13 protein-coding genes and 1 riboswitch are annotated in these 14,506 nt (G+C 71.5%); of the genes, 5 read left to right on the top strand and 8 right to left on the bottom strand.

What is annotated here, in order from left to right; all coding sequences use genetic code 11:
* Positions 1-146: 146 nt before the first annotated feature.
* Positions 147-620, bottom strand: coding sequence for a pyridoxamine 5'-phosphate oxidase family protein (locus tag FNH04_RS01485; RefSeq protein WP_152779482.1), 474 nt, complete (start codon positions 618-620; stop codon positions 147-149).
* A 428-nt stretch (positions 621-1,048) separates the two neighbouring features.
* Here FNH04_RS01485 and FNH04_RS01480 point away from each other — a divergent pair, with 428 nt between their 5' ends.
* Together FNH04_RS01480 and FNH04_RS01475 are read left to right on the top strand one after the other, a co-directional pair.
* Entirely contained in the window at positions 1,049-1,744 is a 696-nt protein-coding gene (locus tag FNH04_RS01480; RefSeq protein ID WP_152779479.1) for a response regulator, read from the top strand.
* A gap of 334 nt (positions 1,745-2,078) precedes the next feature.
* Complete coding sequence (locus FNH04_RS01475) at positions 2,079-3,125, top strand: LacI family DNA-binding transcriptional regulator (protein WP_152779477.1); 1,047 nt, start codon at positions 2,079-2,081, stop codon at positions 3,123-3,125.
* A gap of 76 nt (positions 3,126-3,201) precedes the next feature.
* Here FNH04_RS01475 and FNH04_RS01470 read toward each other — a convergent pair whose 3' ends face one another.
* From FNH04_RS01470 to FNH04_RS01450, 5 genes are all read right to left on the bottom strand, one after another.
* The gene (locus FNH04_RS01470; protein WP_322722342.1) at positions 3,202-4,458 is read right to left on the bottom strand and encodes a saccharopine dehydrogenase family protein; all 1,257 of its coding nucleotides are present in this window, start codon (positions 4,456-4,458) and stop codon (positions 3,202-3,204) included.
* A 116-nt stretch (positions 4,459-4,574) separates the two neighbouring features.
* Positions 4,575-5,438, bottom strand: coding sequence for an energy-coupling factor ABC transporter ATP-binding protein (locus tag FNH04_RS01465; RefSeq protein ID WP_152779475.1), 864 nt, complete (start codon positions 5,436-5,438; stop codon positions 4,575-4,577).
* The gene (gene cbiQ / locus FNH04_RS01460) at positions 5,435-6,184 is read right to left on the bottom strand and encodes a cobalt ECF transporter T component CbiQ (RefSeq protein ID WP_322722339.1); all 750 of its coding nucleotides are present in this window, start codon (positions 6,182-6,184) and stop codon (positions 5,435-5,437) included. Before cbiQ ends, FNH04_RS01465 begins: the two co-directional genes overlap by 4 nt.
* A 6-nt stretch (positions 6,185-6,190) precedes the next feature.
* Positions 6,191-6,580 carry an energy-coupling factor ABC transporter substrate-binding protein gene (locus tag FNH04_RS01455; protein ID WP_152779473.1) on the bottom strand — a complete coding sequence of 130 codons (390 nt, stop codon included), beginning with the start codon at positions 6,578-6,580 and terminating at the stop codon, positions 6,191-6,193.
* A complete protein-coding gene (locus FNH04_RS01450; RefSeq protein ID WP_152779471.1) occupies positions 6,577-7,284 on the bottom strand; it encodes an energy-coupling factor ABC transporter permease in 708 nt (235 codons plus the stop codon). Before FNH04_RS01450 ends, FNH04_RS01455 begins: the two co-directional genes overlap by 4 nt.
* A gap of 30 nt (positions 7,285-7,314) precedes the next feature.
* A riboswitch (cobalamin riboswitch) is annotated at positions 7,315-7,498 on the bottom strand.
* Between the two features lie 1,058 nt (positions 7,499-8,556).
* On the opposite strand from FNH04_RS01450, the gene FNH04_RS01445 reads away from it, so the two are divergent.
* The gene (locus tag FNH04_RS01445; RefSeq protein WP_152779559.1) at positions 8,557-9,333 is read left to right on the top strand and encodes a CAP domain-containing protein; all 777 of its coding nucleotides are present in this window, start codon (positions 8,557-8,559) and stop codon (positions 9,331-9,333) included.
* A 40-nt stretch (positions 9,334-9,373) separates the two neighbouring features.
* Here the strand turns inward: FNH04_RS01445 and FNH04_RS01440 are convergent, their stop codons facing one another.
* Entirely contained in the window at positions 9,374-9,778 is a 405-nt protein-coding gene (locus FNH04_RS01440; RefSeq protein WP_152779469.1) for a DUF5997 family protein, read from the bottom strand.
* A 73-nt stretch (positions 9,779-9,851) separates the two neighbouring features.
* Between FNH04_RS01440 and FNH04_RS01435 the strand changes: the two genes are divergently transcribed.
* Positions 9,852-10,625 (top strand): LysR family substrate-binding domain-containing protein, encoded by a 774-nt coding sequence (locus FNH04_RS01435; RefSeq protein WP_322722332.1) that lies wholly within the window; start codon positions 9,852-9,854, stop codon positions 10,623-10,625.
* A 42-nt stretch (positions 10,626-10,667) separates the two neighbouring features.
* On the opposite strand, the gene FNH04_RS01430 is transcribed toward FNH04_RS01435, so the two are convergent.
* Entirely contained in the window at positions 10,668-13,889 is a 3,222-nt protein-coding gene (locus FNH04_RS01430) for a CHAT domain-containing protein (RefSeq protein WP_152779467.1), read from the bottom strand.
* A gap of 129 nt (positions 13,890-14,018) precedes the next feature.
* Here FNH04_RS01430 and FNH04_RS01425 point away from each other — a divergent pair, with 129 nt between their 5' ends.
* Positions 14,019-14,498 (top strand): hypothetical protein, encoded by a 480-nt coding sequence (locus tag FNH04_RS01425; protein WP_152779465.1) that lies wholly within the window; start codon positions 14,019-14,021, stop codon positions 14,496-14,498.
* Positions 14,499-14,506 lie beyond the last annotated feature (8 nt).

The following is a 14,506-nucleotide window of genomic DNA, read 5'->3' as shown; positions in this document are numbered from 1 at the left end:
CCGGTACGGACGTACGGACCTGTCACCTCCAGCGTCTTCACGTGCCCGCATCCGAGCCATGGGCCACTCGGCCCCATGGTGGGGGCCGCCCGGTACACGTGAGAGCCCGCCCAGGTCCTGTGCCGGACGGGGGCCGGCGGTACGGGTCAGACACCCGCGGGCCGGCCGACGTCGGTGAGGTCGGTCAGAAGCACACCGGTGGTCAGGTCGGGGCGAATGCGCACCGCGTAGTCCATGGTCTGCTGTACCCAGGGGTGGAGCAGTGCCCGGTAGCGGGCCAGTTCGTTCGGGTCGGTCACCAGGTGGGCGTAGCCGGTGACGACCACGCTCCAGCCGAGGTGGGTGTCCGGATCGATGGCGTCGGCCTCGTAGGCCACGACCACGCCCGGGCCGTCGGTCTGCCGGGTGTGCGAGGTCAGGGCGGCGCCCTCGTGGGTGCGGATGATGATGTCGCCGTCGTCCAGGATGTGGTTGACGGGGCGGATGGTCGGCAGCGCGTGCCGGGTGAAGACGATCCTCCCCAGGGACACGCTGCCGAGCAGCCGCAGGGCTTCGTCGCTGTCGAGCTCGATGCTCTGGCGGGGTCCCGGGGGGACCGGCCGTGCGTTGTCGAGAGTCATGGTGGGCTTCCGTACGGATGTTCTTCGCTTACGGCTGTCTGATTTCGGGCGATGCTCGATCAACATTCGAACGCGTCGGTGCTCGGCCGCGGTAGGGCCGTTCGGCCCTCAACTCGCGAGGAACCGGCCCGCGGCGCCGGCGACGTCGAGCTCGTCGGCTGGCTCGGCGGGACGGCCCGGCCCTGGCCGCCCGCCCGGCCTGAGCAGGCCCGCCGCGTCCGGTGGCGGTCGTGCCGGGCAGGTGACGGAAGCCGGCAGCCCTTGAGAAGACCGGAGGGCCTGGTGGAAGAGGGCCGATCGGCCCTGGCCGTCGGGTTCGGGATGACGCAGGATCTTCGAGAGGTACGGGCCGGTGACGGACCGGTGACGTCCACCGGGAGAATGCCGGTGCGTGCGGGAGACAGACGACGCAGGTACAGGAGCCGTCGATGGCGGACAGTGCGCAGGCCACCCCCGAGAGCCCGATCCGGGTCTTCCTGCTGGACGACCACGAGGTGGTACGGCGCGGGGTGCGCGACCTGCTGAACGACGAGCCGGACATCAGCGTGATCGGCGAGGCCGGGACCGTCGAGCAGGCCCTGGTACGCGTTCCCGCGGTGCGCCCCGACGTGGCGGTGCTCGATGTGCGTCTGCCCGACGGAGACGGCGTGAGCGTGTGCCGGGAGCTGCGTTCGCGCATGCCGGAGCTTGCCTGCCTGATGCTGACCTCGTTCGACGACGAGGAGGCGCTGCTGGACTCGATCATGGCGGGTGCGTCCGGGTACGTGCTGAAGCAGATCCAGGGCTCGGACCTGGTCTCGGCGGTCCGCACGGTGGCCGCCGGCCAGTCCCTGCTCGACCCCCGCGCCACCACCAGGCTGATGGCCCGGCTGCGCGGTGAGCAGACCAAGGAGCCGGAACCCGAGGACGGTCTGCCGGACCTGACCGACCGGGAGCGGGAGATCCTGGCCCTGATCGGGGAGGGGCTGACCAACCGCCAGATCGGCCAGCGGCTCTACCTCGCCGAGAAGACGGTGAAGAACCACATCTCCCGGCTCCTGGCCAAGCTCGGCGTGGAGCGCCGCGTCCAGGCCGCCGTCATCGCGAGCCAGGCCCAGGACCGGTTGAAGCAGGACGGACACTGAGCCTCGGGGAGGAGGCCGTGCCGCCCGGGGCCGAACGGCCCTCACCTCGCCCCGGACGGTCCGCCCCTCCCTGAGCGCACTGACCGGTACCGGCCCACAAGCCGAGGCCGTCGCGGTCAACGCCATCGCCGCACCGGCGGCACTGGCCCATCCGCTGCGGCACGCCCATCTGCTGACAGCACGTCCCGACGTACGGGCGCCCCAGCCGCACCGTCGCCGAGGGGGACACCCGGGTCCTTTCGCAGCCCGTGCTCTTCTGCCAGTGTGGTGAACGCACCCGTCATGGAATCCGCAGCAGTCCGTCAGAAGCCCATCATCACCTTCGGGAACACTCATGCGACACCCTTATCCGATCAGGGAGATCGCTCGTCAGGCGGGACTGAGCGAGGCCACCGTCGACCGGGTGCTCAACGCCCGGGGCGGCGTGCGTGAGAGCACGGTGATGGAGGTGTACCAGGCGATCAAGGACCTGGACCGGCAGCGGACACAGGTGCGCATCGGGGGCCGTACCTTCATGATCGATATCGTGATGCAGGCGCCGGAACGGTTCTCGACCGCCGTACGCGACGCGCTCGAAGCCGAACTGCCGTCCCTGCACCCCGCCGTCGTGCGCTCGCGCTTCCACTTCCGGGAGACCGGGCCCGCCTCGGAGCAGATCGCGACCATGGACAAGATCGCCAAACGGGGATCGCAGGGAGTGATCCTCAAAGCCCCGGACCTGCCGGAGGTCGGTGCCGCCGTCGGCCGGCTGGTCGCGGCAGGCATCCCTGTCGTCACCCTCGTGACCGACCTGCCCGGCAGCGCGCGCATGGCCTATGTCGGCATCGACAACCGCGCGGCCGGCGCCACCGCCGCCTACCTCATGGGTCAGTGGCTCGGCGACCGCCCGGGCAATGTGCTCACCACCATCAGCCGGGGCTCCTTCCGCGGTGAGGAGGAGCGCGAGATGGGCTTTCGCAGCACGATGCGCAGCGCACCCGCGCAACGACAACTGGTCGAGGTCACCGACAGCGACGGCCTGGACGCCACTCAGCGCGACCTCGTACTGGAGGCCCTCAAACGGGACGAGGACATCGTGGCCGTCTATTCGGCCGGCGGCGGCAACACCGCGACCCTCGACGCATTCGACAGCCTCGGACGGGAGTGCGCGGTGTTCATCGCCCACGACCTGGACCACGACAACACGCGGCTCCTGCGCGAGCGCCGGCTCTCCGCGGTCCTTCACCACGACCTGCGCCAGGACATGCGCCGCGCCTGCCAGACCATCATGCGCGCCCACAAGGCCCTCCCCGACGAAGGCCCCGCCCTGCCCTCGGCGATCCAGGTGGTCACGCCGTACAACATGCCGCCCGGGGCGTCCCCTCCAGCGTTCGGCGGGTGAAGCCGAACCGAGCGGGCCCGCCCCCGGGTTACTCGTGCACGAGCGAAGCGTCGGTCCGGAACGGCGGGCCCCGTGGTCAGCCGGGGGCACCGGTCTTCCGCCCGGGTGCGGGCACCTCCTCGCGCATGGACCACGGCGAGCCGTACTCGGTGAGCAGGTCGAGGAACGGCCGCGGCGGCAGTGCCTCGGGGCCGAGCACTCCGCTGCCGTGCCAGGCTCCGGAGGCGATCAGTTCCAGGGCGGCCACTGGGTTGATCGCGGTCTGCCAGACCACGGCCTGTGAGCCGTACTCCCGCATCGACCACTGGTTGTCGACCACGTGGTACAGGTACACCTCCCGGGGGCCGCCGTCCTTGGTGCCCCTGACCCAGGTGCCCGCGCAGGTCCTGCCGTGCATACGGTCCCCGAGGCCGGCCGGGTCGGGCAGGCAGGCGGCCACGACGTCCCGTGGGGAGACCGCGACCTCACCTGCCCCACCGTTCACGGTGACCGGATCCGTCCGATCGAGCCCCAGCTGGTGCAGGGTCCGCAGGACACCGATGAACTCGTCGCCGAGACCGTACTTGAAGGTGACGCGCCCGGCCTTCAACCACCGGGGAATCAGCAGCACTTCCTCGTGCTCGACGTTCACGCACTCCACCGGTCCGATGCCCTCCGGGAAGTCGAACACCTCCGGCTCACTGAAGGGCGGCGTGGTGAACCAGCCCCGCCCCTCCTCGTAGACGACCGGTGGGTTCAGGCACTCCTCGATGGTCGTCCAGATGCTGAAGGACGGGGCGAAGCCGTGGCCGTCCACGACCAGGTCTGCGCCGTCCCGGATGCCGATCTCCTCGATCTCGTCGAAGAGCTCGTCGGCGGCGTAACGGGCGAAGACGTCCGAGAGTCCCGGCTCCACCCCCATGCCGACCAGCGCCAGCCGGCCCGCCGCCTCCCACTCGGCGGCCCGTTCGAACTGGGCGTCTCCCAGCTTGACCCCGCACTCCTCGTAGGGGCGGGACGGATGCGGCCGGGACAGCGACATGGCCATGTCCACGTAATGTGCGCGGTGCCTGAGCGCCGCGTCGAACAGCGGCAGGACGAAACGGGGATCGGTGGCGTTGAGCAGGAGGTCGCAGCCGTGCTCCGCCAGGGCGGCCCGTACGCCGGCCGCGTCGGAGGCGTCGAGCCGCGCCGCCGTGAACCTGCGCTCGTCCTTACCGAGGCGGGCGACGGCGGACTCCGCGCGAGACCGGTCGTGGTCGGCGACGACCATGTGCTCGAAGAACGAACGACGGGCAGCGATACGGGTGATGGCGGTGCCCACGCCACCCGCTCCGACCATGAGGACTCGCACAGCGCAGCACCCCTTCGCCCTGCCTTCGGCGGGGACTTGTGAACCGGGGACGATATCAGTCGAAGAACTCCAAAAGGGTAACCAGCGCGGTTACTTCCGGCCGTGCTTTCGGCTCGTCAGCCATCGGCCGGTACCGGGGGAGTGGTGTGCGCTGTCGCCAGGGCGGCCAGTTCGTCCGGACTTCGTGGACCGGGTGCCGTGTCGTCCAACAGCCCGTGAGCGCGGAGCAGTTGGGTGGCGGCGATGCCCCACGGCAGCCGCAGCCCGGCCTGCTGGAGGAGGTCCGTACGCGCCAGCATCGTGGCCACGGGGCCGGTGAGTGCCCCGGAGGGGGTGAGCAGCGCGGCGTCATCGGCCCAGCGCAGGGCCAGGTCGACGTCGTGCGTGGCCATCACCACGGTGGTGCCGGATGCGCGCAGCCCGTCGAGCGTGGCGAGCAGCCGCTCCTGGCCGTCGGGGTCGAGCCCGGCGGTCGGCTCGTCGAGGATCAGGACGCGGGGCCGCATCGCGACGGCGCCGGCGATGGCGGTCCGTTTGCGCTGGCCGTAGGAGAGGAGGTGGGTGGGCCGGTCGGCGAGCGCGGTGATGTCCAGGGCTGCGAGCGCCTCGTCCACCCGGGCCCGCACCTCCGCGTCGGGCAGTCCGAGGTTGAGCGGCCCGAACGACACGTCCTGGGCGACGGACGCGGCGAACAACTGGTCGTCCGGGTCCTGCACGACCAGCTGGACGGTCGTCCGCAGCCGGGTCAGCCCCTTCCGGCCGTAGGCGACGGGGAGCCCCTCGACGGTCAACTCACCCGCGTGCGGGCGCAATCCGCCGCTGAGCAGCCGCATCAGCGTGGTCTTGCCGCTGCCGTTGCGGCCGAGCAGGGCGAGCGCACGTCCTTCGCGCACGTCGAAGTCCAGGCCGCTGAGCACGGTGGGGCCGTCCTCGTACGCGAAGGACGCGCCCCGCAGGGCGACCAGCACGGGCTCGCTCATGACAGCGGCCTTTCCAGTACGAAGGTGAGGGCGGCCACGGCCACGAGGAGCGCGGCGCCGGCGGCCGTGAACCGGACGGAGACGCGGGCCTCCGGCACCAGGACGTGGAGGGTGCCGTCGTAACCGCGCCCGGCGAGCCCGGCCTGGAGCCGCGCGGCCCGGTCGAAGGCCCGCACGAACGCGGTGGCGCCGAGCCCGGCCAGGGAACGCCAGGTGGCGGCCCGGGTGGTGTGCCCGAGCCGGGCGGCCTGTGCCTGCCGGATGCGGCGCACGGAGTCGAGCAGCAGGAAGCTCATGCGGTACGTCACCAGGGCGACGTCGACGACGGGGGCGGGCACCCCGGCCTTGACCAGGCGGGGCAGCAGGTCGGACATGGGGGTGGTGAAGGCGAACAGGAGGACGCCGAGGGAGGCGCCCGAGGTCCGCAGCAGCAGTTCCCCGGCGCGGACCGGCCCGCCCTCGGCGAGGGTGACGAACCCGCCGGGCCCGCCGACCTGGACGAGCAGGGGAATCGCTCCGGTCACGCAGAAGCCGAGCGGTACCCGGTAGGCGCGCCACAGCCGGCGGCCTGGTACGCCCGCCGGGCCCAGCAGCACGGCGAGCGCGGTCACCAGCACCAGGGCAGCGCCCGGCCAGGGCGGCAGCGAGATCGCGAGCACGGTGAGACCCAGCCCGAGCACGGCCTTGTCCACGGGATGGCGATGGCGCCAGCGGTTGCTGTGCGCCGCCGCGTCGATCGGCAGCACGAGCGGTCAGTCCTGTTCGGCGGTGGACTTGCCGGAGGCGCTCCCGGAACCCGGGACGTCCTGGGCAGCGGCCTCGGCGTCCCGCTGCGCGAGCGCCCGCGCCTCGCCCTGGCGGCGCCCCCGGTGCAGCCCGAAGTAGTAGGCGAGGACGCCCGCTCCGATGGCTGCCTGGAGGGAGAACAGCGCCGACTCGATCTCACCGGACGGCGGCTCGTACAGGGGAGAGAACCACGGCTCGTAGTCCGGTTCGATCTCGGTGATCGCCGTCTCCGCCTCACCGTCGGCGCCCGTGAACGGCTCCTCCTTGTGGTCGCCGAGCCCGAGGGCCAGCGGGAGCACGGCGAGCGCGGCCACGACGAGCAGCAGCAGGGCGTTGATCTTCGCGTTACGGCTCATCGGGCAACCGCCTCGGTTCCGGCCCCGGTCGCGGCCTGCTTGCCGGCCACAAGGACGCCGAGCCGGGTCAGCTCACCCTTGCTGGACTGCACCAGCAGCCGCATCACGAACACCGTCAGGAGCCCCTCGCTCACCGCGAGCGGGATCTGGGTGACGGCGAAGATGGAGCCGAACTTGCCGAGCGCGCCCAGGAATCCGCTGCTCGGGTCGGGGAACGCGAGCGCCAGCTGCACGGTGGTCACGCAGTAGGTGGACAGGTCGGCGAGGAAGGCGCCGAAGAACACCGCGACCATCAGCGGCACGCCGTACCGCCGTAGCAGGCGGTAGATCGCGTATCCGGCCCATGGTCCGACGACGGCCATCGAGAAGACGTTGGCGCCGAGCGTGGTCAGGCCGCCGTGCGCGAGCAGCAGCGCCTGGAAGAGCAGGGTGATGGTGCCCAGTACCGCCATGATCGGCGGCCGGAACAGGATGGCGCCCAGCCCCGTACCGGTGGGGTGGGAACAGCTCCCGGTCACCGACGGCAGCTTCAGCGCGGACAGAACGAACGTGAAGGCCCCGGAGGCACCGAGCAGCAGCGTGCTCTCGGGGTGCTCCTTGACCTCACGGGTGAGTGACCGTACTCCGTGGACGACGAACGGCGCGGACGCGACGCCCCAGGCGACCGCGTGCGCCGGAGGCAGAAAACCCTCGGCTATGTGCATGGTTCAGCAGACCCTCTCCAGCACCTCGTGGATGGTTGACGCGCCTTGGCCGGTCTCCTGGCTGACGGGTACCACCGCCCGTGCTCCGCCTTCCCGGGTCCGAGGACCCAGTGGCTGCCTTTTGAGGGCTGGAGCCGGACTTCCCGATCACAGTGGCGAGGGCCGCACCGGCATCACACCGGATTTCCCGTTCACCAAGGCGTGGTGACAGTAGTGCCCACCGAAGGGCGGTGACAAGCCGACCCCGGGAGAGTGCGGTCGGTGACCGCAAGGCCCCAGGGTGCCGCGTGGCGGAGGCCCGGCTGTTCGCCGGCCGCGCCGGAGCGGCCGGCGAGCCCGTCGAAGGGCCCTGGTGGCAGGGCCCTTCGAACAGGGGTCATCCTCCAGGGGTCATCCTCCGATGGTGCGCGCAGCCTGCCGTGGCACGGAGCGCGTCAGGGCGAGATGGGGCCAGGTGCGGATGTCGCGTTGCCTCACGGCTCCCTGCGCCTCAACCGCGGTGTGAGGGGCGGAGCCTGTGGCCCTGTCAGAGGTAGAGGACGTAACTCATGCGTCCACCCCAACAAGGGCAGTGTGCGGGCGAGCGCTGATCCGGCGCACGGTGATCGGCTGCCCTCCGGCTGCCCCCGGCCCGAGTGGGCGGGCTCGCCGCCATGGGGGATGTGGATGGGCAGATCCGGGCCGAGCCGGCGGAACCGGAGGTCCTCGCGGCAGCCGAGGTGCGCGGGGAGCCCCTGGTGAGACGGGGCTCCTTCGAGGAGCCGGGCGGCAGGGTACCGAGTGGCCTGAGGACCGAACGGTCCTGTACTGGGTGGCGTCCCCTGATCTACACCCCGGAAAACACCGCTTGACCTGCGGTGAGTGACATACGTCACCCCGCAGCCGCCGTCAACGGCACCGCTTAGTACACGAGGCTCGATGGTCAAACAGGACATTCAAGCAGTGAAGTGGAAATTCCCTCAATGTCGTAGCGAGTGTGAGCTTCTCGCTCCACGCTTCCCGGTCGCAAAGACGTCGGTGGAAGGGATCTGACGGAGCGAAGGGTTCCGACGAGCGGCTCCCGGAATGGGAGAGCACCGTCCGCCGGAGGTGGCAAGGGGCGTTCGTTCTACGATCCTGCTTAGTTTCGAACGCTTGTTGTGCCTGCTCACGGCACTCCTGAAGATGTCCGGACCGCAGGTCGCCCTGGCAGCTCAGGCGCGGTTTCCCGTGCAGAGCCGACTGCGCGCGGGGCGGCCCTGCGGCGTCCTGGATCCGTTCAACGAGGTCACCATGAGCAAGCACCGCAGAACGACGCACTACCGGAAGATAGCCATCGCCGCCGTCGCACTGACCGCCGTTGGCGTGCCCTCCGTCGCCATGGCCTGCGGGGACCGGCAGTACGACTGGCGCGACGAGTCCCAGCATCGCTGGAACCGAGACGCCTCCCACGATCACTGGTGGGACGAAACCACGTCGAGCCCGAAACCGACTCCCACGGCGTCCGAGTCCCGCTCCACGGCTTCGAGCGCTCCGACCGCCTCCACGAAGGCCCCCTCCACGAAGGCCCCCTCCACGAAAAAGGCCGCGAAAAAGAAGGCCACGAAGAAGAAGGCCGCGAAGAAGGCCGCCACGCAGACCCCCTCCGCGAAGCCCTCCCCTTCCACGGCGCCGACCGCCTCAGCCGCTACGACCTCCGTCACCAAGGCGGTGGTGGACCTGGTCAACAGCGAGCGCGGCAAGGCGGGGTGTGCCCCGGTGACCGTGGACGCGGTGCTCACCAAGGCCGCTCAGAAGCACAGCGAGGACATGGCCGATCACCGGACCATGTCGCACTCGGGCTCCGACGGATCGTCCGCCGGTGAGCGGCTCACCCGTGCCGGCTACGCCTGGAGCACCTACGGAGAGAACGTCGCCTACGGCTACACCACCGCCAAGAGCGTCATGGCCGGCTGGATGTCCAGTCCCGGCCACAAGCGCAACATTCTGAACTGCGCGTTCAAGGAGATCGGTATCGGCCTCGCCCAGCCAGGCAACTACTGGACCCAGGACTTCGCCACGGCCCGGTAGCACGCCTCACCGCTCACGCTCCGGTCGCCAGGGGCAGGCGTCAGGCGCGCGATCCACGCTTCTGCTCGTCGAGCTCGGCGTTCTTCTTCTTGACGCGTGCCGTTTCCCTGCGGACCTCGGCCTGGGTGGCGCGCTCCTTCTGCAGCCACTCGGGCCGGTCCGTCAGCAGCGTCTCGATCTGGTCGGTGGTGAGCGGGTCCGTGATTCCACCGCGGGCGAGGCCGGAGATGGAGACGCCCAGTTTCGCCGCGACCACCGGGCGGGGGTGGGGGCCGTTCCGCCGGAGCTCACGGAGCCACTCGGGGGGATTGGCCTGGAGCTCGTTCAACTCGGTGCGTGAGACGACACCGGCCTGGAACTCGGCCGGGGTGGCCTCGAGGTACACACCCAGCTTCTTCGCCGCGGTCGCGGGCTTCATCGTCTGGGTGGTCTGATGGGACTTCATGGTGTCCAGACTATCGGCCGTGTACGGGACCTCTGCCTGCGAGACCTCCGCCCGCGACCGGTAGCCTGGAGGAGTGACAGGTTCGGATGTTTCCCCTTCGTTCCGGCTCGCGTACGTCCCGGGGGCAACGCCCGCCAAGTGGGTGCGGATCTGGAACGAGCGCCTGCCCGACATTCCCCTGACCCTCGTCCCCGTCCCGGCCGCGGAAGCGGCTGACGTGCTGCGGAGCGAGGGGGCCGACGCGGCGCTCGTACGGCTGCCGGTCGACCGTACGGTCTTCAGCGCGATTCCCCTCTACACCGAGACGACGGTGGTCGTCGTTCCCAAGGACCACCTCGCGACGGCGGTGGACGAGGTGTCGGCCGAGGACCTCGCCGACGACGTCGTGTTCCACCCGCTCGACGACGTACTCGGATGGGAGCAGCCTCCGGGGCGGCCCGCCGTCGAGCGCCCCGCCACGACGGCCGACGCCATCGAACTCGTGGCGGCGGGCGTGGGTCTCCTCGTCGTCCCTCAGTCGCTGGCCCGCCTGCACCACCGCAGGGATCTCACCTACCGGCCGCTCGTGGACGCCCCCCAGTCGGCCGTCGCTCTGGCATGGCCCGAGGACGCGACCACCGACCTGGTGGAGGACTTCATCGGGATCGTCCGTGGCCGGACGGTCAACAGCACACGGGGACGCCCGACAGCCGCGGCACAACCGGAGCGCCAGCGCCAGCGCCCCGACGCGGCCGGCGCACGGCGGAAGCCCGCGGCGGGGAAGACGACCGGCAAGAAGCCACGGGGCGGTTCCGGCGGCTCCGGGGGTGCCCGAGGCGGCAAACGTGGGAGGCCGCGCCACCGGTAACCGGTAGGGCGCGGTGGGCGCTCCCGGCCGTACCGGGGATCCCTACGGGCCGAGATGGATGTGCGCGGCCCAGCGTGACGGCTCGTCCGGCACGTCCTCGCGGAGGGCGTGCACCGCGCGGTGGAGGATCCTGGCCGCGTGGTCGGAGTCGAAGGACCCGGACCCGGAGGACGGGGCCAGGCCGGTGTAGAAGTCGTCCGCGACGCGTCCGGCGGCGCTGTCGCCGACCGGCCAGAGTGTACCGACGACATGGCGGTAACCGGCGAGCTGGAAGGCCGTGGCGATGTGCACGGCCTCGTCGGCGAGTCTCTCGTTCGACTTCGCCGTCTCGCAGGCCGACAGGTAGGCCAGTGTGCCGTGCGGAACGTTGAGTGCCGACAGCTCGATCGCCGTCAGCGGAGCCGACGTGTGGTCGTGCAGCAGCAGCCGGTTGAGGGACGGCGACCGGGGGTCGGTGACGGCGTGGCAGGCGAAGTGGGCGACGCCGTGTCCGGGCAGCGCCCCCAGTACGGCGTCCCGGGTGGCCCGCGCACCGGAGAGCACCGTCGAGTCGGGCACGAGCTCGGCCAGGCGGTCGGCCTCGAAGCGGGCGCCCGGCAGCGAAGGCGCCCCGGGCGCCTCGCTCACCTCGACGATCAGGAGCGTGTCACGGCCGGGTGTGCCCGCCCCGGTGGCGCGGCGGGCGTCGTCGGGCGGGAGGGCGTGCACCGTCGAGGTGTACGAGGAGACCACATGGTCCATGACCGTCGAGGCGCTGTCCGGGGCCGCGTCGATGTGCCGGCCCGCGGCGTGCAGCGGCAGGAACGCCGCCACCCCGATCGGGCACCACCAGATCCGGGGGGCCTCGCCGGCCGGGACCGGCGAGGGGGACAGCAGGCCGAGCTCGGCCAGGACCGGTCGGCCGATGCGGTCCCACAGCCAGGCCAGGTGGACGAGGAGCCGTGCCTCGTCCGGCCGGGACGGATCGGTGGACGTGTGGGGTGCGGCGAGCGGCAGCCGCTGGAAGTCCCTGGCCCGCTCGCGGAGTTCGAGGTAGTCGCAGTCCAGCCGCAGGGCGCGGACGGGGGAGCCGGATGTGAGGATCAGCGCGTCACACCGGAACGGACTGGCGTTGACCAGCACGACCGGGCCGCCCGCAGGGCGTCGGCGCAGGGACTCGATCGTCGGCGGCAGCAGGAAGCCCCCCAGGCCGGGAAGCGCGCGGACACGGTCCAGCAGGCTCTCCCACCGCTCGGCGAGCTCCCGGTGCCGCTGCGCCCGGCCGCTGTGCCGGGCCGCCGCCGGGACGCTCCCGGAGTCCCTGGGCTTTCGGGGATTTCCGGGGTTTCCGCGGTTCCCGTGGAAGAGGTCGGCACCGGCCTGGTCGGAGGCGTTGAGCAGGTCCCTGAGCCGGACGAACTCCTCGGCTGCTTCCGGGTCGGCCCGGCGCAGCTCGCCGAGGTCGTCGCGGCCGCCCATTCCCTCGCGCAGCAGCAGGCCGCGCGCATGTTCCAGCAACAGCAGCGCGTGCTCGGGCCGGCCGAGGTGCAGCGCGGCCGACGCGGCCTCGGCCGGAAGGCCCGCCAGCTCACCCAGCCCGTACTCGCGGTCGGGGCGCAGCAGGTGCCGCGGCGCGATCTCCGGCAGCCAGGCGATGGCCTTCTCGTACGCCGCCAGCGCGGTCCCGGCCTCGGGCGGATCGGCCGACATCGCCGCCCGGCCCAGGTGCAGGTGCGCGATGACGCGGCTCCGCGGGGTCGTCGCGGCGGTCGCGAGTTCCGCGCACAACCCGTGCATCTCCCGCAGGACGTCCGGCTCGGCGGGGCATCGCGCGAGCGCCCGGACCAGGGCCACCAGGGCCGTCGCACGGGTCGTCGTGTCCGCCGTCGCCGCGGCGACGCCGTTACGGGCGGCCTGGACCGCCTCCTCCAACACAGCTGTGTCGCCGGTGAGTTCGAAGAGGGTGCGGGCGGCCACGCTGAGGTTGCTCAGCCGTCCGCCGCGGTCCGCGTCGTCCCGTGGACCCGCCGCCACCGCGGCCCTGGCGACCCGTACCGCTTCCCGCAGGGCGGGTACGCCGCCGATCCGCGGCGCGCCGTCCGCCGCTCCCGGAGCCTCGGTTGGCGCGGAGCCGTCGTCCGGGGACGCGACATACAGGTCCCCGGACAGGATGTGCAGCGCGTTGCCGAGGTCACTCAGCCGGTTGGCCCGCTGGGGGGTGTCGCCCGGACTCAGCTCCACGGCCTCGCGGGAGGCCGCCACGGCTTCCAGGATCGCCTGCCTGTCCCCGGTCCGCTTGAACAGTTCCTGGTCCACGGCGCTCAGATTGCCGAGATACCGGGCGCGCCTGGCGTCGTCCGGTCCGACCTTGGCGACGGCTTCCCGGCAGACCCGCACCGCCTCGTGGAGCGCGTCGAGATCCCGGGTCTCCTCGAACAGTGTGCGCAGGGCGATGCCGAGACCGTTCAGGCTGGACGAGCGGTGCGGGTGCCCGGCCGGGGCCGCCGCGACGGCCTGCCGCCCGACGGCGACCGACTCGAGCAGTGTCTCCATCGAACGGTCCTGATGAACGAAGAGGGCGTGCAGCGAGTTGCAGAGAAGGGTGAGGCAGGTCGCCCGATGCTCATGGTCGGACGGACACCTCTCGACAGCCTGCCGTCCGACGGCGACGGCTTCCGCGAGGTCCTCCGGCTGCCCCCGCAGCAGGGCGAGCGTCCGCAGGCTCGCCCCCAGGTCGCCAAGGAGAGCACCTGCTTCGGGATCGTCGTCGGGGACGGAGGCCAGTCGTTCCCGGTCCAGCGCGATGAGTTCCAGCATCACGACCGCGTCCTCGGTGTGCTCGAACAGCTCGTCCAGACAGGCGATCAGGGCTTCCAGGAACACAGCCCGGTGGGCGGGGTCGGCCGCCGCCTCCCTCGCGAGGGGAACCGCTCGGGCGAGCAGACCGGGCCGGCGGGGTCCGGTCACGAGCTCCGCCACGATGTTCCGCAGGTTGTGCCGGTGGATGTTCCGCTGCGGATGATCCTCGGAAAGGTCCTGGGTGATCAGCTCGTTGACCTCCACGAGCCGATCGAGGGCGGTGGTGTCCGACATCCACTCGTACTGGAGCCGCAGGGCCGTGCTCAGGTTGCTGAGGCACGCCGGCCGGTCGGGGTGGTGGGGCGACATGAGCTCCAGGACGTTCTCGAACGCCCGGCGCGCGGCCTTCAGCTTTCTGACACTGCGCCGCCGGTGGGCGCGTTGGAGCAGCCAGAGCGCGCGGCGCGCGAGCTGATTGTGTTTCATCAGCTGGTCGACCACTCAACCCCCTTGCTCGGCAAGCCGCTTGTTGTCCGTGGTGTCGGCTTGCGGTGACACGGCCTTCGGTGCACTCTGACGCGACGGCCCACCGGTGGCCACCTGTGCGAGGTGAGGATGACAGGCGACGTGTCGAAGTTCCGGTGCCCGGTCTGCGGCCACCGGCGAACGGCCGCGCGCTGCTGGGAATGCGATCTGCGCGGTGCCGGCGAGCGCGTCGGGTTCCTGGACCTGGTGACGATGGTCGTGATCACCGCTGCGGTGCAGCCCTTCGTCCAGGCCATCGCGAGCAAGGCCGGCGAGGAGGTCTGGCCCAAGATCGCCGACCTGCTCCGCCCCGGTCGGCGGGAGGAGGTCGGCCAGGGCCTCGCCGAGGCCGAACTCCTCGAGATCGCCGCACGGGACGGCCGGCTGGTGATCAGGATGCCCAAGCGGCTGCCCGTGGAGGCCGCCCGGGATCTGCGGGACGTGGTGGCCACGCTGGAGGAGGCCGACGGCACCTTCGAGATCTCCTACGACGCCGCGTCCCGGTCGTGGGACATCGCTCCCACCGACACCGGGCGCGCACGGATCGAGGACCGGTCGCCGGGCACCTGAACGCGTTC

The sequence above is a fragment of the Streptomyces phyllanthi genome (assembly GCF_009377205.1).
Lineage (GTDB): Bacteria > Actinomycetota > Actinomycetes > Streptomycetales > Streptomycetaceae > Streptomyces > Streptomyces phyllanthi.
Note: the sequence above shows the minus strand (reverse complement) of the source record. Positions and strands in the feature narration are given on the sequence as shown.

Coding starts and splice junctions, on each gene's coding strand:
- FNH04_RS01485 (WP_152779482.1), bottom strand. CDS start 620: ATGACTCTCGACAACGCACGGCCGGTCCCCCCGGGACCCCGCCAGAGC.
- FNH04_RS01480 (WP_152779479.1), top strand. CDS start 1,049: ATGGCGGACAGTGCGCAGGCCACCCCCGAGAGCCCGATCCGGGTCTTC.
- FNH04_RS01475 (WP_152779477.1), top strand. CDS start 2,079: ATGCGACACCCTTATCCGATCAGGGAGATCGCTCGTCAGGCGGGACTG.
- FNH04_RS01465 (WP_152779475.1), bottom strand. CDS start 5,438: ATGAGCGAGCCCGTGCTGGTCGCCCTGCGGGGCGCGTCCTTCGCGTAC.
- FNH04_RS01455 (WP_152779473.1), bottom strand. CDS start 6,580: ATGAGCCGTAACGCGAAGATCAACGCCCTGCTGCTGCTCGTCGTGGCC.
- FNH04_RS01450 (WP_152779471.1), bottom strand. CDS start 7,284: ATGCACATAGCCGAGGGTTTTCTGCCTCCGGCGCACGCGGTCGCCTGG.
- FNH04_RS01445 (WP_152779559.1), top strand. CDS start 8,557: ATGAGCAAGCACCGCAGAACGACGCACTACCGGAAGATAGCCATCGCC.
- FNH04_RS01440 (WP_152779469.1), bottom strand. CDS start 9,778: ATGAAGTCCCATCAGACCACCCAGACGATGAAGCCCGCGACCGCGGCG.
- FNH04_RS01430 (WP_152779467.1), bottom strand. CDS start 13,889: ATGAAACACAATCAGCTCGCGCGCCGCGCGCTCTGGCTGCTCCAACGC.
- FNH04_RS01425 (WP_152779465.1), top strand. CDS start 14,019: ATGACAGGCGACGTGTCGAAGTTCCGGTGCCCGGTCTGCGGCCACCGG.